At 65.2% G+C, this 23,928-nt stretch carries 25 protein-coding genes; 14 read left to right on the forward strand and 11 right to left on the reverse strand.

The annotated features are described in order from the left end of the window. Positions 1-104 precede the first annotated feature (104 nt). Together ACE3OV_RS04060 and ACE3OV_RS04065 are read left to right on the forward strand one after the other, a co-directional pair. Positions 105-2,117, forward strand: coding sequence for an acetyl-CoA carboxylase biotin carboxylase subunit (locus tag ACE3OV_RS04060; protein WP_374325286.1), 2,013 nt, complete (start codon positions 105-107; stop codon positions 2,115-2,117). Positions 2,118-2,189: 72 nt separating this feature from the next. Continuing rightward, complete coding sequence (locus tag ACE3OV_RS04065) at positions 2,190-2,450, forward strand: hypothetical protein (RefSeq protein WP_374325288.1); 261 nt, start codon at positions 2,190-2,192, stop codon at positions 2,448-2,450. 7 nt (positions 2,451-2,457) lie between these two features. Here the strand turns inward: ACE3OV_RS04065 and ccmI are convergent, their stop codons facing one another. The 10 genes from ccmI to ACE3OV_RS04115 form a co-directional block, all read right to left on the reverse strand. Further along, on the reverse strand, positions 2,458-3,291 hold the full coding sequence (gene ccmI, locus ACE3OV_RS04070; protein ID WP_374325290.1) for a c-type cytochrome biogenesis protein CcmI: 834 nt from the start codon (positions 3,289-3,291) through the stop codon (positions 2,458-2,460). Continuing rightward, positions 3,288-3,767 (reverse strand): cytochrome c-type biogenesis protein CcmH, encoded by a 480-nt coding sequence (locus ACE3OV_RS04075; RefSeq protein ID WP_374325292.1) that lies wholly within the window; start codon positions 3,765-3,767, stop codon positions 3,288-3,290. Before ACE3OV_RS04075 ends, ccmI begins: the two co-directional genes overlap by 4 nt. After that, on the reverse strand, positions 3,764-4,348 hold the full coding sequence (locus ACE3OV_RS04080) for a DsbE family thiol:disulfide interchange protein (protein WP_374325294.1): 585 nt from the start codon (positions 4,346-4,348) through the stop codon (positions 3,764-3,766). Before ACE3OV_RS04080 ends, ACE3OV_RS04075 begins: the two co-directional genes overlap by 4 nt. Then, the gene (locus tag ACE3OV_RS04085) at positions 4,345-6,342 is read right to left on the reverse strand and encodes a heme lyase CcmF/NrfE family subunit (RefSeq protein WP_374325296.1); all 1,998 of its coding nucleotides are present in this window, start codon (positions 6,340-6,342) and stop codon (positions 4,345-4,347) included. The genes ACE3OV_RS04080 and ACE3OV_RS04085 overlap by 4 nt, the downstream gene beginning before the upstream one ends. 2 nt (positions 6,343-6,344) lie before the next feature. Then, positions 6,345-6,833 (reverse strand): cytochrome c maturation protein CcmE, encoded by a 489-nt coding sequence (ccmE, locus tag ACE3OV_RS04090; protein ID WP_374325298.1) that lies wholly within the window; start codon positions 6,831-6,833, stop codon positions 6,345-6,347. Continuing rightward, positions 6,830-7,018: a heme exporter protein CcmD gene (ccmD, locus tag ACE3OV_RS04095; RefSeq protein WP_374325299.1), complete on the reverse strand. Its 189-nt coding sequence runs from the start codon at positions 7,016-7,018 to the stop codon at positions 6,830-6,832. Before ccmD ends, ccmE begins: the two co-directional genes overlap by 4 nt. Further along, entirely contained in the window at positions 7,015-7,767 is a 753-nt protein-coding gene (ccmC, locus tag ACE3OV_RS04100; RefSeq protein WP_374325301.1) for a heme ABC transporter permease CcmC, read from the reverse strand. Before ccmC ends, ccmD begins: the two co-directional genes overlap by 4 nt. Next, positions 7,764-8,432, reverse strand: a complete 669-nt coding sequence (ccmB, locus tag ACE3OV_RS04105; protein ID WP_374325303.1) for a heme exporter protein CcmB — start codon at positions 8,430-8,432, stop codon at positions 7,764-7,766. The genes ccmC and ccmB overlap by 4 nt, the downstream gene beginning before the upstream one ends. 9 nt (positions 8,433-8,441) lie before the next feature. After that, positions 8,442-9,056 (reverse strand): cytochrome c biogenesis heme-transporting ATPase CcmA, encoded by a 615-nt coding sequence (gene ccmA, locus ACE3OV_RS04110; protein WP_374325305.1) that lies wholly within the window; start codon positions 9,054-9,056, stop codon positions 8,442-8,444. A gap of 124 nt (positions 9,057-9,180) precedes the next feature. After that, positions 9,181-10,179, reverse strand: coding sequence for a cytochrome-c peroxidase (locus tag ACE3OV_RS04115; RefSeq protein ID WP_374325307.1), 999 nt, complete (start codon positions 10,177-10,179; stop codon positions 9,181-9,183). Between the two features lie 162 nt (positions 10,180-10,341). Between ACE3OV_RS04115 and ACE3OV_RS04120 the strand changes: the two genes are divergently transcribed. After that, positions 10,342-11,247, forward strand: a complete 906-nt coding sequence (locus ACE3OV_RS04120) for a hydrogen peroxide-inducible genes activator (RefSeq protein ID WP_374325309.1) — start codon at positions 10,342-10,344, stop codon at positions 11,245-11,247. Here the strand turns inward: ACE3OV_RS04120 and ACE3OV_RS04125 are convergent. After that, on the reverse strand, positions 11,229-15,848 hold the full coding sequence (locus ACE3OV_RS04125; protein ID WP_374325311.1) for an EAL domain-containing protein: 4,620 nt from the start codon (positions 15,846-15,848) through the stop codon (positions 11,229-11,231). The two genes, ACE3OV_RS04120 and ACE3OV_RS04125, sit on opposite strands and share 19 nt — an antisense overlap. 250 nt (positions 15,849-16,098) lie before the next feature. Here ACE3OV_RS04125 and ACE3OV_RS04130 point away from each other — a divergent pair, with 250 nt between their 5' ends. The 11 genes from ACE3OV_RS04130 to hypA all read left to right on the forward strand — a co-directional run bounded on the left by ACE3OV_RS04130 (position 16,099) and on the right by hypA (position 23,919). Beyond that, positions 16,099-17,193, forward strand: coding sequence for a hydrogenase small subunit (locus ACE3OV_RS04130; protein ID WP_374325313.1), 1,095 nt, complete (start codon positions 16,099-16,101; stop codon positions 17,191-17,193). 1 nt (position 17,194) lies between these two features. After that, the gene (locus ACE3OV_RS04135; protein WP_374325315.1) at positions 17,195-18,991 is read left to right on the forward strand and encodes a nickel-dependent hydrogenase large subunit; all 1,797 of its coding nucleotides are present in this window, start codon (positions 17,195-17,197) and stop codon (positions 18,989-18,991) included. Positions 18,992-19,013: 22 nt separating this feature from the next. Further along, the gene (gene cybH / locus ACE3OV_RS04140; RefSeq protein ID WP_374325318.1) at positions 19,014-19,718 is read left to right on the forward strand and encodes a Ni/Fe-hydrogenase, b-type cytochrome subunit; all 705 of its coding nucleotides are present in this window, start codon (positions 19,014-19,016) and stop codon (positions 19,716-19,718) included. 78 nt (positions 19,719-19,796) lie between these two features. After that, the gene (locus tag ACE3OV_RS04145; RefSeq protein WP_374325320.1) at positions 19,797-20,408 is read left to right on the forward strand and encodes a HyaD/HybD family hydrogenase maturation endopeptidase; all 612 of its coding nucleotides are present in this window, start codon (positions 19,797-19,799) and stop codon (positions 20,406-20,408) included. After that, positions 20,408-20,710: a HypC/HybG/HupF family hydrogenase formation chaperone gene (locus tag ACE3OV_RS04150; protein ID WP_374325322.1), complete on the forward strand. Its 303-nt coding sequence runs from the start codon at positions 20,408-20,410 to the stop codon at positions 20,708-20,710. Before ACE3OV_RS04145 ends, ACE3OV_RS04150 begins: the two co-directional genes overlap by 1 nt. After that, the gene (locus tag ACE3OV_RS04155) at positions 20,707-21,165 is read left to right on the forward strand and encodes a hypothetical protein (RefSeq protein ID WP_374325323.1); all 459 of its coding nucleotides are present in this window, start codon (positions 20,707-20,709) and stop codon (positions 21,163-21,165) included. Before ACE3OV_RS04150 ends, ACE3OV_RS04155 begins: the two co-directional genes overlap by 4 nt. Beyond that, positions 21,162-22,025 (forward strand): hydrogenase expression/formation C-terminal domain-containing protein, encoded by an 864-nt coding sequence (locus ACE3OV_RS04160; RefSeq protein WP_374325325.1) that lies wholly within the window; start codon positions 21,162-21,164, stop codon positions 22,023-22,025. Before ACE3OV_RS04155 ends, ACE3OV_RS04160 begins: the two co-directional genes overlap by 4 nt. Continuing rightward, on the forward strand, positions 22,022-22,222 hold the full coding sequence (locus tag ACE3OV_RS04165) for a rubredoxin (protein WP_374325326.1): 201 nt from the start codon (positions 22,022-22,024) through the stop codon (positions 22,220-22,222). The genes ACE3OV_RS04160 and ACE3OV_RS04165 overlap by 4 nt, the downstream gene beginning before the upstream one ends. Continuing rightward, positions 22,219-22,689, forward strand: coding sequence for a [NiFe]-hydrogenase assembly chaperone HybE (gene hybE / locus ACE3OV_RS04170; RefSeq protein WP_374325327.1), 471 nt, complete (start codon positions 22,219-22,221; stop codon positions 22,687-22,689). Before ACE3OV_RS04165 ends, hybE begins: the two co-directional genes overlap by 4 nt. Then, positions 22,686-23,585, forward strand: coding sequence for a hypothetical protein (locus ACE3OV_RS04175; protein ID WP_374325329.1), 900 nt, complete (start codon positions 22,686-22,688; stop codon positions 23,583-23,585). Before hybE ends, ACE3OV_RS04175 begins: the two co-directional genes overlap by 4 nt. Beyond that, positions 23,578-23,919, forward strand: coding sequence for a hydrogenase maturation nickel metallochaperone HypA (gene hypA / locus ACE3OV_RS04180; RefSeq protein ID WP_374325332.1), 342 nt, complete (start codon positions 23,578-23,580; stop codon positions 23,917-23,919). Before ACE3OV_RS04175 ends, hypA begins: the two co-directional genes overlap by 8 nt. Positions 23,920-23,928: the final 9 nt, after the last annotated feature.

Consider the following 23,928-nt stretch of genomic DNA (forward strand, 5'->3'; position numbering starts at 1 on the left):
CATAACATCCACCGCCAAGGCGCAAAGACGCCAAGGTTCCGCAAAGAAAAAACTTTGCGTTTCCTTTGCGACTTGGCGTCTTTGCGGTGAAAGGGTTTGAATCCATGTTTAAGAAAATTCTGATTGCCAACCGCGGTGAAATCGCCTGCCGCGTCATCAAGACTGCCCGCAAGATGGGCATCGCCACCGTCGCCGTTTATTCCGAGGCCGACAAGGACGCCCTGTTCGTCGACCTGGCCGACGAAGCCGTCTGCATCGGCCCGGCCGCCTCCAAGGAATCCTACCTGGTTGCCGACAAGATCATCGCTGCCTGCAAGCAGACCGGTGCCGAAGCGGTGCACCCGGGCTACGGCTTCCTGTCGGAGAACGCCGAATTCTCGCGTCGCCTGGAAGAACAAGGCATCAAGTTCATCGGTCCCAAGCACTACTCGATCGCCAAGATGGGCGACAAGATCGAATCGAAGAAGCTGGCCATCGAAGCCAAGGTCAACACCATCCCCGGTCACAACGATGCCATCGACGGCCCCGACGCCGCCGTGGAAATCGCCAGGAAGATCGGCTACCCGGTGATGATCAAGGCCTCCGCCGGCGGCGGCGGCAAGGGCCTGCGCGTCGCCTACAACGACGCCGAAGCGCACGAAGGCTTCTCCTCCTGCGTCAACGAAGCGCGCAACTCCTTCGGCGACGACCGCGTCTTCATCGAAAAGTACGTGCTCGAACCGCGCCACATCGAAATCCAGGTGCTCGGCGACAGCCACGGCAACTACGTGTACCTGAACGAGCGTGACTGCTCGATCCAGCGTCGCCACCAGAAGGTCATCGAAGAGGCACCGAGCCCCTTCGTCGATCCGGAAATGCGCAAGGCGATGGGCGAGCAGGCCGTGGCCCTGGCCCGTGCGGTGAACTACGAGTCGGCCGGTACGGTCGAGTTCGTCGTCTCCGGCGCGACCAAGGAGTTCTACTTCCTGGAAATGAACACCCGCCTGCAGGTCGAACACCCGGTTACCGAACTGATCACCGGCCTTGACCTGGTCGAGCAGATGATCCGCGTCGCCTACGGCGAAAAGCTGCCGCTGACCCAGGCCGACGTCAAGATCGACGGCTGGGCGATGGAATGCCGGATCAACGCCGAAGACCCCTTCCGTGGCTTCCTGCCTTCCACCGGCCGCCTGGTCAAGTTTCTGCCGCCGGCTGAATCGACCGACGCCCAAGGCACCACCCGCGTCGACACCGGCGTCTACGACGGCGGCGAGATTTCGATGTTCTACGACTCGATGATCGCCAAGCTGATCGTGCACGGCAAGGACCGCAACGCCGCCATCGCCCGCATGCGCGACGCGCTGAACGGCTTCGTGATCCGCGGCATTTCGTCGAACATCCCGTTCCAGGCCGCGCTGATGCAGCACCCGGTGTTCCATTCCGGCATCTTCGACACCGGCTTCATCCCCAAGCATTACCCGACCGGCTTCGACGCCTCGATGGTGCCGCACGATGATCCGGCGCTGCTGGTTTCGGTCGCCGCCTACGTCTACCGCGCCTTCACCGACCGCTCGGCGTCGATCACCGGCCAGTTGCAAGGCCATGAGCGCATCGTCGGCGACCACTGGATGGTGGTGCGCCTGAATGGCGAGCAGAAGGAAAATCATCCGGTCACGGCACGGCCGATCCCCGGCGGCTATCACGTCGAATACAACGGCCAGCCCTACGAGATCCTGTCTGACTGGAAACTCGGCGAGTCGCTGTTTACCGGCACCTGCAACGGTCAGGAATTCACGCTGCAGGTCGAGCGTCACAAGACCAAGTACTCGCTGTTCCACTGGGGCACGCGCGCCGACTTCATGGTCATGAGCGCCCGTGCCGCTGAACTGCTGGCGCTGATGCCGGAGAAGCCGGCGCCCGACCTGTCGAAGTTCCTGCTCTCGCCGATGCCCGGCCTGCTGCGCGAAATTGCCGTCTCGGTTGGCCAGGAAGTGAAGGCCGGCGAGAAGCTGGCAGTGATCGAAGCGATGAAGATGGAAAACATTCTCAAGGCCGAGCAGGACTGCAAGGTCAAGAAGGTGTCCGCCGCCGTCGGCGAAAGCCTGTCGGTCGACCAGGTGATCATCGAGTTCGAATAAACTGCCGCTTGCGGTCAAGCAGCAAAAGGGCCTGTTCGCGAACAGGCCCTTTTCTTTTCAGGGATAACGACGATGAGCGGTTTCGAACACTACCAGCAGGAAATTGCCAGTCTGGACCATGAGATCCACAAATACGCGATGCTCTGTGGTGTCGACCTCAGCAAGCGGCACGAGATCGACGCCTGCCTGGCCGAGCATCACGCTACCTGGGCCGACGACAAGGCCCGGGAGTCGCTGCGCGGCCTGCTCATCCTGCGCATCAAGGTGGAAGCAGAGATGATCGAGCAGGGCATGTCGCCACCTCCCTTGCTGCCGGTGGCGACCGAAAGCTGAGCGCCGCTCAGCCGCCCTTCTTCATTTCCTCGATGCCCTTGCGCAGCATCTGATCGAGTTCGGAACCGGCCTCGACCTGCGGCAGCAGCGCTTCCCAGTAGGCGATGCCGTTCTTGCGGTCGCCGGCTTCCATCGCTGCGGCACCGGCCAGGAACAGGGTGTGGGCATGCTTGGGATCGAGCTTGAGCGCCTGGTCGATCAGCTCCTTGGCCTTACCGGTCAATCCCTTGCCGTTCGCCATCGCCAGCGTCTCGGCATAGCTCGCCAGCAATTCCGGATCCTTCTCGATGGCCGGCTCGGCCTTGGCATAGGCGTCGACCGCCTCGCCATAGCGGCCCAGCATTTTGTACGACCGGGCCAGCATCAGCCAGCCGTTCATGTCGTCCGGGTTCTCCTGCATGCGGGCCGCCAGCTTGGCGACCATGGCGTCGATATCTGCGGCGGTCATCTGCTTTTGCGGCGCTGTCGCTACCGGATCGAGCGCCTGCGGATTGCCGAGCAGAAGGTAAGCGCCGACGGTCAGGAGCGGCAGGAGCAGCAGCAGCAGCACGGCGGTGCGACGACTGGTCGCCGGCCCGGCATTGGCCGCCTGACCATCGTCCACCTCCTCGAGGAGGCGCTTCTGCAGTTCGGCCTTGGCCTGGACAAAATCGGCCTCGCCGAGGTTGCCTTCGTTACGCTCGCGTTCGAGATCACCCAGTTGGTCGCGGAAGATCGCCAGGTTGGCGGCCTTGCGGTCGGCATCGGCGCTCGAACGGCGGCGGCCGAACCAGAGACCGGGCAGGATCAACGCCGCCGTGATGACGACGAGCAGGGTGGCAAAAAGGGCAAACTGGGTCATTTATCTTCGATTTCCTTGAGCAGCGCCTCGGCGCGGCGGGTTTCCTCGACCGAGAGCGGCTTGGCGAGCGCGGCGGTCTGCTGGCTGCGCCGTTTCAGATAGGAGCGCATGGCCAGGATGCCAATCAGCAGCAGGACGAGCGGACCGCCCCAGAGCAGCATCGTGATGCCCTTGACCGGCGGCCGATAGAGCACGAAATCGCCGTAACGGCTGACCATGAAATCGAGAATCTCGGCGTTGGATTTGCCGTCATGGATCATGCCGCGGATTTCCCGCCGCAGATCCACCGCCAGTTCGGCATTGGAATCAGCAATCGTCTCGTTCTGGCAGACCAGGCAACGCAACTCCTTGGACAGCTCCTGCAGGCGCTTCTCGGCCACCGGGTCGTCGGCCACCGCCGCTTCGTTGGTGCGCGAGGCGTAGGCCGCCGTCGACAGCAGGCTGAGGACCAGGAACAGGATACGGGCGTAGTTCATCGATTCAGCTCCGTCACCAGGGGCAGGATCTTTTCGCTCAGGACCTGCGGACTGATCGGCCCGGTATGCTTCATGCGGATCACGCCCGTCTTGTCGATGACATAGGTTTCCGGAACGCCATAGACGCCGTAGTCGATGCCGACCCGGCCGTCGATGTCCATCACCGTCAGCAGGTAGGGATTACCGTGCTCGGTCAGCCAGCCCTGCGCCCGTTTGAGGGCCAGCGGCACTTCCTGCTCGGGCGGCACGCGGCGCATGTCGATCTCGCCGTCGCCGCGCAGTTCCTTGTAGTTCAGGCCGACCACCGGCACCTGGCCGTTGCGCGAGAACTCGACCAGCACCGGGTGTTCCTGGCGGCAGGAGACGCACCAGGTGGACCAGACGTTGAGTAGCCAGACCTTGCCCTTCATGTCTTCCGGCCCCATCGTCGCGCCTTCCTTGCCCAGCACTGCCAGACGGAACGCCGGTGCCGGCTTGCCGACCAGCGGCGACGGTACTTCGCGCGGGTTCAGGTTGAGGCCGACGGCAAGCAGCACGACCAGCGCGGCAAAGGCGCCGAGTATCCAGTAATAACGATTCATCCCTGACTTCCCCCTGCCGCGTTTGCGGCAACTTCACCGGTGACCTTGCGCCGCTTGCGGTAGCGGCGGTCGAGGATGGCCAGCAGCCCCCCCAGGGCCATGATCACGCAACCGCCCCAGATCCAGTCCACATAGGGCTTGTAATAAACGCGAACCGCCCATTCCGCCTGCGGCTGATCGGGATTGATCGGCTCACCGAGTGACACGTAAACATCACGCATCAGGCCGGCGTCGATCGCCGCTTCGGTCATCGGCATCGACGACGAGAAGTAGTTGCGCTTTTCCGGGAACAGCTTGCGCTCCAGCTTACCGTTCAGGAGCAGGTCGAAATCGCCCTGCGCCGCCTGGTAGTTCGGCCCCTGCAGCGACTGCACGCCATTGAAGCGGAACTGGTAGCCACCGACGTCGACGACATCGCCCGGCGCCATCTTGACGTCCTTTTCCTGCTCGTAGCTGCTGACCATGCCGACGCCGACGACAAAGACGGCAATCCCGATGTGCGCGACATGCATGCCGACGAAACTGGCAGGCTGGTCCAGTGCGGCAGCGACGAAACCGCGGCCGCCGCGGGTCTGGTTGACGCGGCGGACGAAATGGATGCCTGCCGTGACGACGATCCACGCCGCCAGCAGCAGGCCGAGCGCGGTCAGTGCCTTCCATTCCCCATAGAGCAGGGGCAGGGCGATCGCGACGATGACGGCAACGGCAAAGGCCCAGCGCAGGAGGCGCGCGATCTCGCCCAGCGATGCTTCCTTCCAGCGGGCGAAGGGGCCGATCCCCATCAGGAACAGCACCGGCACCATGACCGGGAAGAAGACCGTGTCGAAATACGGCGGGCCGACCGAAATCTTGCCGATGCCTAGGGCGTCAATCAGCAGGGGGTAAAGTGTGCCGAGCAGGACGGTGGCGCAGGCGACGACCAGCAGCACGTTGTTGGTGAGCAGCAGCGACTCGCGCGAAATCAGGCCGAAGCGACCGCCCAGGCCGACCGACGGCGCGCGCCAGGCGAACAGGGCGAGCGAGGTGCCGATCACGGCAACCAGGAAGACCAGGATGAAGACGCCGCGTGTCGGATCGGTGGCGAAAGCATGCACCGAGGTCAGGACGCCGGAACGGACCAGGAAGGTGCCGAGCAGCGACAGCGAGAACGCCGAAATCGCCAGCAGCACGGTCCAGTTCTTGAAACTGCCGCGCTTTTCGGTGACCGCCAGGCTGTGAATCAGCGCCGTGCCGACCAGCCAGGGCATGAAGGAAGCGTTCTCGACCGGATCCCAGAACCACCAGCCGCCCCAGCCCAGTTCGTAATAGGCCCACCAGGAACCCATGGCGATGCCGAGGGTGAGGAAGATCCACGCCCCCGTCGTCCACGGCCGCGACCAGCGCGCCCAGGCGGCATCGAGTTTGCCGGAGAGGAGGGCGGCGATGGCAAAGGCGTAGGCCACCGAGAAACCGACGTAGCCCATGTAGAGCAGCGGCGGGTGGATGACCATGCCCGGATCCTGGAGCAGCGGATTCAGGTCACGCCCTTCGGCAACACCCGGCAGCAGGCGCTCGAAGGGATTCGAGGTAATCAGGATGAAAAGCAGGAAACCGAAGGAAACCAGACCGAGGGTGCCGAGCACGCGGGCCAGCATCACTTCCGGCAGTTGCCGGGAGAAGAAGCGGACCGCCAGCAGCCACCAGGCAAGCATCAGCATCCACAGCAGCAGCGAGCCCTCGTGCCCGCCCCACACTGCCGCCACGCGATAGGCCAGCGGCAGCAGGGAATTGGAATGCTGGGCGACATAGGCGACGGAAAAGTCGTTGGCGACGAAGGCCCAGGTCAGGCAGGCGAAGGAGATCGTCACCAGCAGCGAGAAGGCGGTAGCCGCCGGCCGCGACAGCGCGATCCAGGGCTGATGCCCCTGGTGGGCTCCGATCAGGGGAAGGCTGCCCAGCAGTAGCGCAACCAGCGCCGCCAGGATCAGGGCGAAATGACCAAGTTCAGGAATCATGCTCAGTTACCCGCCGCTTGCGTAGCCGGTGCCGGCGCTGCCTGGGTGGCCGCTTTCTGGACCCCGCGCTCGTGCGCATCGTTGAGCGCCTGCGCAGCTTCCGGCGGCATGTAGTTCTCGTCGTGCTTGGCCAGGACTTCCTGCGCCTTGAACGTTCCGTCCGGCATCATCCGCCCCTGGGCAACGGCGCCCTTGCCTTCCATGAACAGGTCGGGAAGGATGCCGACGTAGTCGACGACGATGTCATTCTCGGTATCGGTGACCACGAAGCGGATGGTCACGCCATCGCCCTGGCGCTTGATGCTCGCCTCCTTGACCAGGCCGCCGATGCGGAACAACTTGTTCTGCGGGGCCTTGCCCTGGGCGACATCGGTCGGCGAAATATAGAGGGCGATGTTGCTGTTCAGGGCGTTCAGCACCAAGGCGGAAATGGCACCGACGAGCGCCAGCGCCCCGACGATCAGGGCCAGTTTCTTGTGGCGGGATTTCATGCTTCCTTGCTCCGGGATTCTGCGCGCAACTGGCGCTTCAGGCGGGCGATGGTCGTCTTGCGCGAGCGTCCGACGGCGATCGGTTCGATCAGCATGACCAGCGCGGTAACGCCAAAGGAGCCCCAGACATAAAGTCCGTAGCCACCCATGGCAATAAAATCGGCGAAACTGTTCCAGTAGATCATTGCATTTCCCCGGTCCGCATCAGTTCCGCCCTGACCCAGTCGGTGTTGCGCTCGCGTTCGAGCATCAGGGTCCGCACCCGGGCCAGTGCGACAGCGATGCTGTACATCCAGAACGACAGCGCCATCAGCAGCATGCCCCACAACATGACCTCGGCCATCGACGACTTGGCGAGGTTGATGCTGGAGCCCTGGTGCAGGGTGTTCCACCATTTCACCGAAAAATAGATGATCGGCACATTGACCACGCCGACCAGCAGCAGGATGCCGCCGGCCTTGTCAGCGCGGCGCGCATCGTCGATCGCGGCAACCAGCGCCAGATAGCCGATGTAGAGGAAGAGCAGGATCAGTTCCGAGGTCAGGCGCGCATCCCAGACCCACCACGCGCCCCACATCGGCTTGCCCCACAAGGCGCCGGTCCACAACGAGAGGAAGGCCATCAGTGCACCGGTCGGCGCCAGCGCCCGCGCCATCATCCCCGACAGGCGGGTATTGAAGGCCAGGCCGATCGCCGCCCAGAAAGCCATCACCAGATAGATGAACATGCTCATCCAGGAAGCCGGCACGTGGATGAAGATGATCCGGTAACCCTCGCCCTGCTGGAAGTCGGTCGGCGCCACCAGCATGCCGACATATAGCCCGGCGATCCCGAACAGGATGGCGAGGACGACGAACCAGGGAATCATCTTGCCGGCCAGCGGGTAGAAAGTGGCTGGCGACGCGAAACGGTAAAGATTGAAGCGGTCGTTCATTCGAGGGCGATCTTCAGGGCCGCAGCCGACGCCCAGGGGGCGAAACCGATTGCAGCGATGGTCATGGCAGCGAGCAGTGACAGGTGTCCTTCCCCCCCGAGACCGGACACCGTCGCATCAACTGCGCCAGCGCCGAATATTAGCACTGGAATATAGAGCGGGAGAACCAGTAACGATAAAAGTACACCGCCGCCGCGCAGCCCCAGGGTCAGCGCTGCACCGATGGCACCGATGCCGGAGAGCGCCGGGGTGCCGAGCAGGATGGCGGCGGTGAGCACGAACAGGGCGTCGCTGGAGAGATCGAACTGGATGCCGAGCACCGGCGCGATCAGCGCCAGCGGCAGGCCGGACACCAGCCAGTGGGCGATCACCTTGCCGGTCACCACGAGGCCCAGCGGGTGCGGCGACAGGGCCAGCTGCTCCAGCGTGCCGTCACGCAGGTCGTCGGCGAACAGGCGGGGCAGCGAGAGCATCGTCGCCAGCAGAGCGGCCACCCACAGCACACCGGGCGCCAGCTGGCGCAGCAGGTCGAGTTCCGGGCCGATGCCGAGCGGGAAGAGGCTGACGACGATGATGAAGAAAAAGAGCGCCGAGACGATGTCGGCCTGGCGACGCATGGCCAGTTTGAGGTCGCGGGCGATGACGGTGAAAACGATATCGAACATCTGCCAGCCTCAACCGATGCGCAGTTCGCGCACCGTGCCGGCGGGAATCGCCACCGGCTGGTGCGTCGTCATTACCGCCATGCCGCCGCGCTGCAGGTGCGCCGAGATCAACCCGGCCAGCCAGTCGACCGCGCCGACATCGAGGGCGACGAAGGGTTCGTCAAGGATCCACAGCGGCCGCCGGTCGATCACCAGGCGGGCCAGCGCAACGCGCCGCTTCTGTCCCTGCGACAGGTACTTGCAGGCAAGATCCTCGCGTCCGGCGAGGCCGACCTGTTCCAGGGCGTCGATCGCGTCATCTTCGGACAAGGTCTCACCGGCCAGGCGGGCGCCGGCCAGCAGGTTCTCGAGTGGCGTCAGTTCTTCCTTGATCGCGTTGAGGTGGCCGAGATAGCAAAGGGCGGCGTGGTAGTCGTCGCGGCGGCGAGCAATTGCTTCGCCCTGCCAGCGGATGGCGCCGGCTTCCGGCGGCAGCAGGCCGATCAGCATGCGCAACAGGCTGGTCTTGCCGGCACCGTTACGGCCCTGCAGATAAAGCAATTCTCCGGCTTCCAGCTTGAAACTCAGGCCTGCGAACAGGCGACGCTCGCCGCGCACGCATTCCAGATTGTCAGCTTCCAGCATGGTCAGGGCCCGGGATCTATCCGGTAGGTATTATGGACGCGCCAGTGTACCGGCAGTTTGCGGTGAATCAAATCGAAAAAAACGGGGGCCGCAGCCCCCGAAAATTGAGAGGCGGTACTGCTGCTTATTTGAACGGCGTCGGACGCGGCGTCGCGTCGGAAGACGGCGGCAGGATCGGCATCGTGAAGTTCGGCTGGTCGCCGGTCAGGGTCTTCAGGAAGGCGACGACCTTGGCGTTTTCCTCCTTGGTGAACTTTTTGCCCAGTTGCAGACGACCCATCACATCGACCGCTTCGGTCAGCGTGTTGGCGGCACCGTCATGGAAGTACGGATAGGTCATTTCGACGTTGCGCAAGGTCGGCACCTTGAAGTTGAAGCGGTCTTCATCCTTGCCGGTGACGGCGGCACGACCGTCGGTCATCTTGCCCTTGTACGGCTCGACGATGCCCATCTTCTGGAAGGAATTGCCGCCGACGGCTTCGCCATTGTGGCAGGCAACACAGCCACTATCCTTGAACAGCGCGTAACCTTCCAGTTCGTCCTTGCTCAGCGCGTCCTTCTTGCCGAGCAGCCACTGGTCGAAGCGCGAATTCGGCGTGACCAGGGTCTTCTCGAATTCGGCGATGGCCTGCGTCACCTGATCGATGTCGATCTTGTCCTTGCCGAAGACCATCTTGAATTCGCGGACATAGCCCGGAATCGACTGCAGCACATTGACCGCCAGGGTGTGCGTGAACGCCATTTCACCCGGGTTGGCGATCGGACCGCCGGCCTGCGCCTTGAGGTCGGCGGCGCGGCCGTCCCAGAACTGGGCGACGTTGAGGCTGGAATTGAGGACGGTCGGCGAATTGATCGGGCCTTGCTGCCACTTGTCGCCGACCGAGGTCGGGATGTTGTCGGTACCGCCCATCGACAGGTTGTGGCAGGTGTTGCAGGACATGATGCCGGACTTCGACAGGCGCGGATCGAAATACAGCTTCTTGCCCAGTTCGACCATGCCGACGTTGATGCTGGCGGGCGGCTTGATCGGCTGGATTGGCTCATCGCTGGCGGCCTGCACGGCACCCTGGACGGCCATACCGGACAGCAGGACGATGGCTGCGGAAAGGACGGTACGTTTCATTATTGATCTCCCTCGTTGTGAAATTTGCCGGACCATTCTCACCCTTGAGAGATTTGTAAGTTTGATCCAAATCAATGGTTTTTATGGGATTTCCCTATACTAACCATAGGTATCCCCTATAAATCACACGGGTATGATCCCCGGTCTGAGGAGGAAACAGGCATGACCCTGACCGAACTGCGTTACATCGTGGCGCTTGCCCAGGAGAAGAATTTCAGCCGTGCCGCCGAGCGCTGCTCGGTCAGCCAGCCGACGCTGAGCGTCGCCATCGCGCGTCTCGAGGACGAGCTTGGTGTGCAACTGTTCGAGCGCGGCAAAGGCTTCGTCAGCCCCAGCCTGGTCGGCAGCAAGGTAGTCGAACAGGCGCAACTGGCGCTCAGCGAGGCGGAAAAGGTGCGGCAGATCGCCCAGCGCGGCCGCGATCAACTCGACGGTCATCTGCGCCTGGGCGTCATCCATACCATCGGCCCCTACCTGCTGCCGCAGCTGATCCACTCGCTGAAGACGATCGCGCCGAACATGCCGCTGGCGATCGAAGAAAACATGACCGCCAACCTGGCCGACATGCTGCGCGACAACGACATCGACATCGCCATCATCGCGCTGCCTTTCGACCTGCCGGGGGTGCTGACCCGCCCCCTCTACGACGAGCATTTCAAGGTCATCGTGCCGCGCGGCCACCCCTGGGAAAAGCGCAGCGCCATCGCCCCCGAGGAAGTGGCCGGCGACGAGGTACTGCTGCTCAAGGCCGGCAACTGCTTCCGCGACCAGGTGCTGGGCGCCTGTCCACAAGTGAGCAGCCCGGAGACCGACATCCGCCTCGGCCATTCGATCGAAACCATCCGCTGCATGGTGGCCTCCGGCCTGAGCATTTCGGTGTTGCCGGAAAGTGCGCTGCAGGAGCCTTACAGCAACGACATGATCAGCGTCATTCCCTTCCTCGCCCCGCAACCGTCGCGACGCGTCGCGCTCGCCTGGCGCAGCTGCTTCGTCCGGCCAAAGGCAATCGATGCCTTGCTCGCCGCCGTCCGTGGCCTGGATTCGCCGGCCTACCGCTTGCTGGTCTGATTGCCGATCAGGATTTCGGCCTGCAGTTGCTGCAGCAGTTCGCTCATTTCCCGGCTGGCCGCATGCAGCATCTCCCAGCAATCGGCCAGCGATTCCTCGCTGCCAGCCTGATGCTGATCGAGCATCTGCCGGGCAAGCATGTGCAGGCGCTGGTGGATCGGATCGATTGCGGCAAAGGTCGGCATCCCGCCGTAGCGTTTCCGGCCCAAGCCCTGATACCAGCGCCCGAAACCGCAAGCCAGATGATCGAGCTCGACTGCCGCGTCTTCCCCCGGCGGCACCGCCAGGCTGGCTTCGAGCTGCTTCATCCAGCGCCGGTGATCGACTTCGGCGATCAGCATCGGCAGATCCTCGCGCGCCCAGGTGAAGGCGGAAGCTGAGGACCACAGTTCGTCCGGACGAAACTCCGCCATCCATTGCGGCAGACTCGCCGCCGGCATCGGCCGGGCAATGCCGAAGCCCTGCGCCAGGTCGCAGCCGAGCAGCAGCAGGACCAGACCGTGTTCGATCGATTCGACACCCTCGGCGATCACCTGACGGTGGAAGGCGCGGGTCAGGCCGATCACCCCTTCGACGATGGCCAGATCTTCCGGGTCGTCGAGCATGTCGCGCACGAAGGACTGGTCGATCTTCAGGATTTCCGCCGGCAGGCGACGGAAATAGGTGAGCGACGAATAGCCGGTGCCGAAATCGTCGAGGGCGAAACTGACCCCGAGCTGGCGGCATTTGCTGAACAACTGGGCGACGCGGCCGACATCCTCGATCGCCGCGGTTTCCAGCACTTCCAGTTCAAGCCGCGACGGATCGAGCTCCGGATGCGCCGCCAGTTGCCGGCCGAGTTCGGCGGCAAAGCCGGGATGCTGCAGATGCTCACCGGCGATGTTGATGCTCAGCTTGAGGTCGATGCCAGCTGCGGTCCAGGCTGACAGCTGGTCAAGCGCCGTGGCAATGACCCAGTTGCCGACATCGATCGCCGTTTCGCTGCCTTCGATCGCCGGCAGGAACTCCTGCGGCAGCAGCAAACCGCGTTGCGGATGCTGCCAGCGGATCAGGGCTTCGGCGCCGACCACGCGCCCCTGCCGCATATCGACCTTGGGCTGGTAATGCAGGACGAACTCGCCGGCCGCCAGCCCCTGCCCGATGCGGGTGATGTCCTCGCGACGCCGCCGCGCCCGGCGGTCCTTCTCGGGATCGAACAGGTGGTGGCGGTTGCGCCCCGCCTGCTTGGCAACGTACATCGCCTGGTCGGCGTGGCGGAGCAGGGTATCGGCGTCCGAGCCGTCGTGCGGGTAGAGGGTGACGCCGATGCTGGCCGAAATCGTCACGTTCTCGCCGGCCACCGCGAAAGGCTGGGTCAGCGACCCGGAAATCCGGTTCAGCGCCTGATCGCACTCATTGAGGTCGTTGAGCGTGGACAGCAGCAGCACGAACTCGTCACCCCCCAGCCGGGCCACGGTGTCGCCACCGCGCACGCAGTTGCGCAGACGCTGGGCGACTTCGACCAGCAAACGGTCGCCGGCAGCATGGCCGAAGCGGTCGTTGACCGGCTTGAAACCGTCGAGGTCGAGATAGCAGACCGCCAGCAGGCCGCGGTTGCGGGCGGCATTGGCCATCGCCAGTTGCAGCCGGTCGGCGAGCAGCATGCGGTTGGGCAACTGGGTCAGGGCGTCGAAATGGGCGAGACGTTCGAGACGCTGCTGGTGCTCCTTGAGCAGCGTGATGTCGGAAAATATGCCGACGAAGTGGGTGATCGTCCGCTGCGCGTCGCGCACCGCCGAGATGGTCAGCAACTCGACGAAGATCTCGCCGGATTTCTTGCGGTTCCAGACTTCGCCGCGCCAGTGGCCGTGGTCGCGGATCGCCTCCCACATGTTGCGATAGAAGGCGGCATCGTGATGGCCGGAATTGAGCATGCCGGCGTTCTGGCCGATCGCCTCGTCGCGGCTGTAGCCGGTCAGTTCGCTGAAGGTCGGATTGACTTCGACGATGTGCCCGGCAACATCGGTGATCATGATCCCTTCGTGGGCGTTGGCGAAGACGCTGGCCGCCAGACGCAGCCGCTCTTCCGCCGCCAGCCGTTCGCCGACGTCGCGGGCGACGGCGATCAGCGCCGTCTTGCCGTTCCAGTGCCCGTGCACGACCCGCAATTCGGTCTGCACCAGGCGCCCGTCGGCCGCCAGCAAGGGCGCCGGACAGGCGCTCAGGCGACCGGCAAACATCTCGTCGAGGTCACGTTGCGCCTGTTCTCGCCAGGCTGCCGGATAAAGCCGGGTAGCGGGCTCGCCATGCAGCATGCCCGGTGCGTAGCCGAGCGCCTGATCGACCGCCGGGTTGTAATGGACGATGCGCCGACCGGCGTCGATGACGAAGATCAAGTCGTCGAGCGAGGCGAACAAGCCACCCAGGTTGTCCCGCGACTGCCGCGCCGCCTCACGGGCCTCGATGCGTTCGAGCGCCATCGCGTACTGGCTGACCAGATGCTGCACCGCCTGGCAAGTGGCGACGGAAATCTGCGCCGTGCGGTGCCCGGCCAGGTTGAGGCAGGCAACTGCCCGGCCGTTGACGATGATCGGCAGGGCGATCAGGCAACGCAGGCCTTCGCTGGCGTATTGCCCGGGATCAAGCAAACGGCAGTGGTCGAGTTGCTGACAGCAGGAATGACAACTGCAAACCACCTTGCCGCTGCGGATCAGGTCGGCCTGCCGGGAGTTCGCCATGCAGCAGCGGGCGGCAGCGACGAACGCTGGCGACAGCCCCTTGTGTACGCGCAATTCGTAGTCACCGCCGGCGTTCTGCCAGTAGAAACCGCCGCTGTCGAATTCCGGATAGCGCAAGGCGAGGTCGAGCATCGTCGCCAGCAGCGCCTCGGGGTCGGCCTCGGCATTCAGGGCGTTGGCCAGATCGCGCTCGATGCCGAGACGCAACTGCTCGGCGCGGCTGACACTGATGTCGATCGCGGTGACGATCAGTGCCGGCTTGCCGCCGTACTGTGTGGCGGAGATCTGCAGACGGACCAGCAGCAGGCGTCCGTCATGATCCCGGCCCCAGAACTCCAGTTCCTGCGGCACCCCCTCGGCCGCCGCACGGATCGCCGCAGCAGTCTGTGCCAGGTCGTTCAAGCCCTGGGCGGCCAGGAAATCCGGCGCATGACCGCGCAGTTCCTCGCGCCGGTAGCCGGTCATCCGCTCGGCCGCCGGGTTGGCGTCGAGGCAGCGCCCCTCGACATCAAGGACGAAGAGCGCGTCGCCCGCCGATTCGAACAGATCACGGAAAGTCTGCTGGCTGCGCCCGAGCTCATCGGCCTGCTGCTGGTGGGCAATCATCAGGGCTGCCAGGCGGCTGGCCTGGCGGATCGTTTCACGGCTGCCGTCGGGCAGGCGACCGGCCTGCTCGCGGTAGACGGCAAAGGTGCCGAGCAGGCGGCCGTCGGGACCGAGCAGGGCTTCCGCCCAGCCGGAGGTGACGCCGATCCGGCGGGCGAAATCGCGATAGTCGACAGGGCCGGGATGCTCGTGGATGTTCTCGATGTAGGCTTCACCGCGCCGCCAGGCCGCCGTCCCGGAAACGCCGATCCCTTCGGCGACCGGCATCTTCGCCAGCAGGGCGCGCACCTCCTCGGCCAGGCCGGGGGCGGCGGCAATGTGCAGGTGGGCGCCGTCGGCATCGGCCAGCATGATCGAACAGATGATGCCGGGCACCTCGTGCTCGGCGGAGAGGGCGATCAGTTCGAGCAGGCCGGCGAGCCGTTCGCCGCGCAGCATGCCGGTCATCGCCGCGTTGCGGATCAGCAGCGCCTCGTCGTAGCGGGTCTGCAGGCCGCGCTGCTCGCTGATCGTCTCGTCGAGCAGGTCCATTTCCAGCGGCCGGATCAGGCTGTGCTCGGTGAGCAGGCCGAGCAACCGACCTTCGCGGTCGACCACGGTGAGGTGACGGATGCGGCTTTCCAGCATCAGCGCCGCCGCTTCGGCGGCCGAAGTCTCGGGCAGGACGCTGGTCAGCGGCTGCGTCATCACCTCGCCCAGGGTCGGATTTCCCGACGTCTGCAGGTAAAGGCGGACGACATCGCGCTCGGTGACGATGCCACAGGCAGCGCCGCCATCGATGACGACCACGCTGGTCGCCCGCGCCGTCTCCATCGCCGCCAGCGCCTCATCCAGCGTCGCCTGCCGCGGCAGGCGGGGGAAGACCCGGTCCATCAGGCCTTCGACGGTATTGAGCTGACGATAGAAATCGAGCCCGAAGAAGCGGCGGAAGTCGGTCTCGCTGACGATGCCGAGCAGGCGCCCGTCATGGCCGATCACCACCAGATGGCGAATCGCCAGCCGCGCCGCCAGTCGAACGGCGCTACGTACCTCGGTATCGTGACTTACCGTATGCACCGGCGCGGTCATGAAATGCGCCACCGGCCGACCATGATCCTCGTGCCGGCGCATTGCGTGCAGCATGTCGCGCTCGGTCAGGATGCCGACCACCTGCTCGCCATCAACGACCACCACCGACGAAATCCTTGCCTCGACCATCAGCGCCGCCGCTTCGGCAAGCGTTGCGGAAGGAGGCACGCTGTCGGCGTGCAGGGTCATCAGGTCGGCTACGGTCGGCATTCCCCGATTCTATTCAGGCGCAGCCGGCTTGTGTTGATCCGATGCAAGATTCTCGGGGCACCAGCAACAAGTGCAAGGAAAGTTTCCACAAGCGGCAAAAATACTTTCACCCCCCGTTCTCCGGGGATTCCGGCCGCAACCACAACATTTCGGCAAAGCTTTGGTTTTCAAGACTAATCACAGCAGCATCCGGCATGGCACGCCCCTTGCAGAAGTTCATCACCGCAAGTCCGACCACGGGGGGAGCAAAGTGACTGAAACATTCTATGAAGTGCTGCGTCGCCAGGGGATCACCCGGCGCAGCTTCCTGAAATTCTGCAGCCTGACCGCAACCTCGCTCGGGCTGGGCAGCGCCGCCGCGCCGCGCATCGCCCACGCGATGGAGACCAAACCACGCACGCCGGTGATCTGGCTGCATGGCCTCGAATGCACCTGCTGCTCGGAGTCGTTCATCCGCTCGGCGCATCCGCTGACCAAGGACGTCGTGCTGTCGATGCTGTCGCTCGACTACGACGACACGCTGATGGCCGCCGCCGGCCACCAGGCCGAAGCGATCATCGAAGAGGTCAAGAAGAAGTACAAGGGCAACTACATCGTCGCCGTCGAAGGCAACCCGCCGCTCAACGAGGACGGCATGTTCTGCATCCACGGTGGCCGACCCTTCGTCGAAGTGCTGAAGGAAACCTGCGCCGACGCCAAGGCCATCATCAGCTGGGGCGCCTGCGCCTCGTACGGTTGCGTGCAGGCGGCCAAGCCGAACCCGACGCGCGCCACGCCAGTGCACAAGGTGATTTCCGGCAAGCCGATCATCAACGTCCCGGGCTGCCCGCCGATCGCCGAAGTGATGACCGGCGTCGTCACCTACATGCTGACCTTCGACCGCATTCCCGAGCTCGACCGCCAGGGCCGGCCGAAGATGTTCTACGGCCAGCGCATCCACGACAAGTGCTACCGCCGCGGCCACTTCGACGCCGGCCAGTTTGCCGAAGCCTGGGACGACGAAGGTTCGCGCAAGGGCTACTGCCTGTACAAGATGGGCTGCAAGGGCCCGACCACCTACAACGCCTGCTCGTCGATGCGCTGGAACGGCGGCGTCAGCTGGCCGGTGCAGTCCGGCCACGGCTGCATCGGCTGCTCGGAAGAGGGCTTCTGGGACAAGGGCAGCTTCTACGACCGGGTCACCTCGATCACGCCGTTCGGCGCCGAATCCAACGCCGACACCATCGGCAAGGCCGCCGCCGGCACCGTCGGCGCTGCGATCGCCGCCCATGCCGCGGTGACCGCGCTGGCCCGCGCCCGCCAGAAGGCCGGCGAGTCCGCAACCGAACAACAGGGAGAAAACTGAGATGGGCGTGTACGAAACCCAGGGCTTCAAGCTCGACAACACCGGCAAACGCGTCGTCGTCGACCCGGTCTGCCGCATCGAGGGCCACCTGCGGGTGGAAGTGAACCTCGACGACCAGAACGTCATCCGCAACGCGGTGTCCACCGGCACCATGTGGCGCGGTCTGGAAGTCATCCTCAAGGGCCGCGATCCGCGCGACGCCTGGGCCTTCACCGAGCGTATCTGCGGCGTGTGTACCGGCACCCACGCGCTGACCTCGGTGCGCGCCGTCGAGGATGCGCTGGCGATCAAGATTCCGGAGAACGCCAACACCATCCGCAACCTGATGCAATTGAACCTCTACATTCATGACCATCTGGTGCACTTCTACCACCTGCACGCGCTCGACTGGGTTGACGTCGTCTCGGCGCTGCAGGCTGATCCGAAGGCGACCTCGACGCTGGCCCAGAGCATCTCGTCGTGGCCGCTGTCATCGCCGGGCTATTTCCGCGACATCCAGAACCGCCTGAAGAAGTTCGTCGAATCCGGCCAGCTCGGCCCCTTCATGAACGGCTACTGGGGCAACCCGGCGTACAAGCTGCCGCCGGAAGCCAATCTGATGGCGGTCGCCCACTACCTCGAAGCGCTCGATTTCCAGAAGGAAATCGTCAAGGTGCACACCATCTTCGGCGGCAAGAACCCGCACCCGAACTGGCTGGTCGGCGGCGTGCCCTGCGCCATCAACCTCGAAGGCACCGGCGCCGTCGGCGCGGTAAACATGGAGCGCCTGAACCTGGTCAAGAGCATCATCGACCGCTGCACCGAATTCGTCGAACAGGTCTACATTCCCGACCTGCTCGCTATCGGTTCCTTCTACAAGGGCTGGCTGCACGGCGGCGGCCTGTCGTCGAAGAACCTGCTCTCCTACGGCGACATCCCGCAGATTGCCAACGACTATTCAGCCGCCAACCTGCTGCTGCCGCGCGGCGCCATCATCAACGGCAAGCTCGACGAAATTCACCCGGTCGACCTCAAGGACCCCGAGCAGATCCAGGAATTCGTCGCCCATAGCTGGTACAAGTACCCGGACGAAACCAAGGGCCTGCACCCCTTCGACGGCGTCACCGAGCCCAACTTCGTGCTCGGCCCGAATACCAAGGGGACCAAGACCAACATCAAGGAACTCGACGAAGGCGCCAAGTATTCGTGGATCAAGGCCCCGCGCTGGCGCGGCCACGCCATGGAAGTCGGCCCGCTCGCCCGGATGGTGCTCGGCTACCTGCAACCGAAGGCGTATCCGGAAATCCATGGTCTGGTCGACGGCGCCCTGAAGCATCTCGACGTGCCGGTCACCGCGCTGTTCTCGACGCTCGGCCGAACCGCCGCCCGCGGCCTGGAAACGGCGTACTGCGTCAAACTCCAGCAGGAACAGTTCGCCAAGCTGATGGCCAACCTGAAGGCCGGCGATCTCAACACCGCCAACATCGAGAAATGGGAACCCGCCACCTGGCCGAAGGAGGCCATGGGCGCCGGCTTCACCGAAGCCCCGCGCGGCGCGCTCGGCCACTGGATCAAGATCAAGGACACCAAGATCGACAACTACCAGTGCGTCGTGCCGACCACCTGGAACGGCGGTCCGCGCGACCACAAGGGGCAGATCGGCGCCTTCGAAGCATCGCTGATGGACACGCCGGTGGCCAAGGCCGACGAGCCGCTGGAAATCCTGCGCACGCTGCATTCCTTCGATCCCTGCCTGGCCTGCTCGACGCACGTGATGAGCCCGGACGGTCAGGAAATGACGTCGGTCAAGGTCCGCTAAGCGGTCCGGAAAGGAGGCAATCATGCTCTCTCAACAGGACATGCTGGAGGCCGAACGGCACGGTCGGCAGGTGCGTTCGATCTATGTGTACGAGGCGCCGGTGCGCCTCTGGCACTGGATCAACGCGCTGGCGATGGTGGTGCTGGCGGTGACCGGCTACTTCATCGGCAAACCCCTGCCGACAGTCCCCGGCGAAGCGGCCGAGAACTTCGTCATGGGTTACATCCGTTTCGCCCATTTTGCCGCCGCCTACATCTTCGCCGTCGGCCTGCTCGGTCGCATCTACTGGGCGGCAGTCGGCAACCACCACGCGCGGCAGATCTTCAAGCTGCCGATCACCAACCCGCAATGGTGGAGCGAAGTCTTCTTCGAACTGCGCTGGTATCTCTTCCTGGAAAAGACGCCGAAGAAGTACGTCGGCCACAACCCGATGGCACAGTTGATGATGTTCTTCTTCTTCACGGTGCTGGCCGTCGGCATGGTGTTCACCGGCTTCGCGCTGTACAGCGAAGGCGCCGGGCTGGGCAGCTGGCAGGACACGCTGTTCGGCTGGGTGATCCCGGCGCTCGGTGGTTCGCTGCAGGTGCATAACCTGCATCGGCTGGGCATGTGGATCATGATGACCTTCGCCGTCGTCCATATCTACGCGGCGGTCCGCGAAGACATCATGAGCCGGCAGTCGCTGATCTCGACCATGGTGTCGGGCTGGCGGATGTTCAAGGACTGAGCGGAGCAGGCTTCACCTTGCGTAGGCTTGCCCCGGCGCACTCTGGTGCCCGGGGCTTTTTCCCCCAGAGGAAGAGAGATGGAAAAACGCATACTCGTACTCGGCATCGGCAACCTGCTGTGGGCCGACGAAGGCTTCGGCGTGCGCTGCGTCGAGGCGCTCAACGCCAGTTGGCAGTTTCCGCCGCAGGTGACGCTGATGGACGGCGGCACGCAGGGCCTTTATCTCCTGCCCTACGTCCAGGAAGCCGACTGCCTGCTGGTCTTCGACGCGGTCGATTACGGCGACACGCCGGGCGACCTGCGCGAAGTGGTCGGCGACCAGGTGCCGCGTTTCATGGGCGCCAAGAAGATGAGCCTGCACCAGACCGGCTTCCAGGAAGTGCTGATGGCCGCCGAACTGACCGGCAAGCTGCCGGCCGAACTGGTGCTGATCGGCGTCCAGCCGGAAGAACTGGAAGACTACGGCGGCAGCCTGCGCGACGTGGTCAAGGCGCAGATGGCGCCGGCGCTCAACCTCGCCCTCGACTGGCTGGAGCGCTGGGGTGCCGCCGGCCGCCTGCGCGACAGCGAAGCCGAACCGATCACCGACGCGGCGCTGGCCATCGACGTCTACGAAGGCGAACGGCCGCCCGCCGACCAGGCCTACCGCCTGGGCGACGCCCGCTTCCTCAACCTGGAGGCCGCCTGATGTGCCTCGGTATTCCGGCGCAGGTCGTCGAGTGCGGTGAGCACTACGCGCGCTGCCGCAGCCGAGGCGAGGAACTGCGCATCGACATCCGCCTGGTCGGCGCCCAGGCGCCGGGCACCTGGCTGCTCTGCTTTCTCGACGCGGCGCGCGAGGTGATCGACGCCGAACGCGCCGCCGCCATCACCGCTGCACTTTCCGCACTCGCCGCAGTCAACGCGGGAGAGACCGATCTTTCCGCCTTCTTCGCCGACCTCGACCGCGAACCCCAACTGCCCGACTTCCTGAGGACGACGCACCCATGAGTTTCGAACTGAAAGCCGGCCCGACCTCGCTCGAACGCCTGGAAACCGCCATCGCCCGCATGCAGCAGAAGCATGGCTTCGTCCGCGTCAGCGCCGACCAGCCGGCTTTCCCGGCCGGTCTGGCGGCGCTGTTGCTGACCGACGACCCGCAACGCAACCTGGAAGTGCTCGACGCCTGCGTCATCCTGCCGGAAGCGCTGCTCGCACTGGGCGCCGACGTCGCCCGCCTGGTCGCCGGCCCGGATGCCGCCGCCGCGCTGCTGCAGCGCTTTGCCGTGGCGCGCGCGCCGGCCGTCGTCTTCCTGCGCGACGGCGACTATCTCGGCAGCCTGAACGGCATCCGCAACTGGCAGGAATACCGCGACGAAGTCGCCCGTCTCGCCGCCGGCCCGGCCCGGCCGCGCCCGATTTCCATCCCGGTGCTCGGCGCCGGCCAACCCGGAGCCTGCGCATGAACCCGTCCACCCTGCGTCCCTTCCCGATTTCCGTCGTCGCCATGGGGCCCGGCTCCCAGGGCGATGAAGCGCCCGACTACCTGCCGATGCCGAAGGACATGCAGACCTTCGCGGCGCCCTACCTGCCGGAAAACGTGGCACCCGAAACCGTCGCCGCCGTGATGCAGCTGCTCGGCGATTTCGTCGTCCGCGCCACCGAGGCCGGTCTCGACGGCGGCGCGACGGCCGACCTCGCCGGACTGCCGGCCGGCGTGCGCGACGTGATCACCCAGTCGCTCGGTTTCGGCGAAGTCAGCGCCTTCACCACCGCGCCGCGCCACTGGCGGGTCCAGGAAACCGCCTTCGCCGGCGTCTGGCGCGTGCTGGAAATCGCCGACGACGGCGCCATCCTCGCCGACCGCCTGGAAACCGCCAGCATTCCCGCCGTCCTCGTCGACGCGATGCAGGAATGCGCCAGCAGCGTCCTCGCCGCGCCGGAATACGCCGCCGATTGCATGAACGCACCGGCCCTGGTCGAGGAAATCCGCATGCAGGCCGCCGCCTGGCAGCCGGGCGACGCCGCTCACGTCATCAACCTGAGCCTGCTGCCGGTCAGCGAAGGCGACCTCGACGCGCTCTACGGCTGGCTCGGCCACCGCGAGGTGTCGATCCTGTCGCGCGGTTACGGCAACTGCCGGATCACCAGCACGCGACTGAAAAACGTCTGGTGGGTGCAATACTTCAACAGCATGGACGCGCTGATCCTCAATTCGATCGAGATCGTCGGCATGCCGGAAGTGGCGCTGGCCGCCGACGACGACTTCGCCGATTCGCTGGAACGCCTGCGCGAATACCTCGACATGATGGCGGAGCCGCTGTGATCTTCGAAGGCAGCTTCCGCGCCGTGCAAGCCGACGACCGCCTCGAATGCGGCGTCTGCTGGTGGGTGTACGACCCGGCGCAGGGCGATGACGTGCGCGGCATCGCCCCCGGCACCCCCTTCGCCAAATTGCCCGACGACTGGTGCTGCCCGGGTTGCGACGCGCCGAAGCACAAGTTCATGGTGATTGCTGCGTGAAACCCTGGGCGGAAGATCCGACGGCCGACATCGCAGACGTCTTCGCCGACATCGCGGCGACGCGCATGGCCGGCCTGCCGATCTGCAACCCGGCGCTGCAGGTCGAAGCGCTCGGCTTCCGGCGCGCCGAATCCGGTCATTGGGTCGGCGCGCTGGTCACGCCGTGGGCGATCAACCTGTTGTGCCTGCCCGGCACCGACGACTGGCCGGCCGCCGCGGCCGGCAGCCATTGCGACTGGCACTTTCCGTCCGGCGTCTATGAGTTCATCGTCGCCGACGAGGACCGGCTCGGCCGCTATCACCTCTGCTCGCTGTTCTCGCCGGCCGGCGATTTCGCCAGTCACGAACAGGCGCGGCTTACCGCGCTGGCGGCGATCACCGCGCTGTTCAACGACCCGCTGGCGGCGCCAGCGGCGGCCGCCACGCCGCCCGCCAGCCGGCGCGCCTTCCTCGGCCTGCGCGGATGAACCCGGCCGGCAGCCTGACCGTCCGTGCCGGTTTCACGGGCAACAGCGTGCGCATCGACGGCGTCGTCCTCGAACGGCCGGCGATGACGCGCCTCTTCGTCGGCCAGAATCCGGATGCGGCAGTACGACTGGTACCGCATCTCTACGCACTTTGCAGCGAGGCGCAGCGCGTCACCGCGCGCGCCGCCCTGGCCGCCGCCGAAGGGCGCAGCGCCGCCTGCGACGCAATCGACACCCGTCTGCTGTGGCTGGAAGTGCTGCACGAAAACCTGTGGCGGCTGCTCCTCGACTGGCCGGTGGCCTGCGGCCTGCCGGCGGCGCGCGAGGAATTCGCCGCCTGGCGTACTGCCCGTCTCGGCGTCGACGGTAACGGCGCCACCCGCCACCTGATCGAGGCAACGCTGTGCCCGCTGGTCGAGCGCTGCCGGATCGTCCTCGACGACCGGGGCGTCGCGCCGACCTGGCCACAACTTGACGTCGCTGCCTGGCTCGACTGGTGGCACAAGGCGGCCGGCGAACGACCGGCGATGGTGAGCACGACCGACATTGCCGCCGCCTACCTGGCCCGCGTCGCCGACGTGGCCCGCGCTGCCGCCGCGCTCGAATCGAACGCCGCCTTTCCGCTCGCCGCTGCTGGCGGCGACGGCCTCGGCGTCGCCCAGACCTTGACCGCGCGCGGCGTCCTGACGCACGCGATCGCGCTGCGCGACGGCAAGGTCGCGCGGTATCATCTCGAAGCACCGACCGATGCGTGTTTCGCCCGGCCGGATAAGCTCGCGGCGCTGCTCGTCGACCGTCGTTATGCGACAGCCGATGCGGCCCGTCAGGGACTGGAGGCAGCCATCCTGGCGCTCGATCCCTGCCTGCCTTACCAAGTGGAGTGGCAAGATGCATGAAATGTCGCTGGCCGAAGGCATCATCGAACTGGTCGAGGACACCGCGCGGCGCGAAAACGCCGCCCGGGTCGGCCTGGTCGTGCTGGAGATCGGCCAACTGGCGTCGGTCGAACCGGAAGCACTGCGCTTCTGCTTCGACGTTGTCACCAAAGGCGGCATCGCCGACGGCGCGGCGCTGGAGATCGTCGCCGTGCCCGGCGCCGGCTGGTGCATGCCGTGTGGGGCAACGGTGCCGATCAGCGAGCTTTACGGTGCCTGCCCTGTCTGCGGCAGCCACCAGGTCCAACCCACGGCCGGCACCGAGATGCGGGTGCGGGAAATCGCCATCGACTAGATAACAAGG

It is taken from the genome of Azonexus sp. (assembly GCF_041909095.1).
GTDB lineage: Bacteria > Pseudomonadota > Gammaproteobacteria > Burkholderiales > Rhodocyclaceae > Azonexus.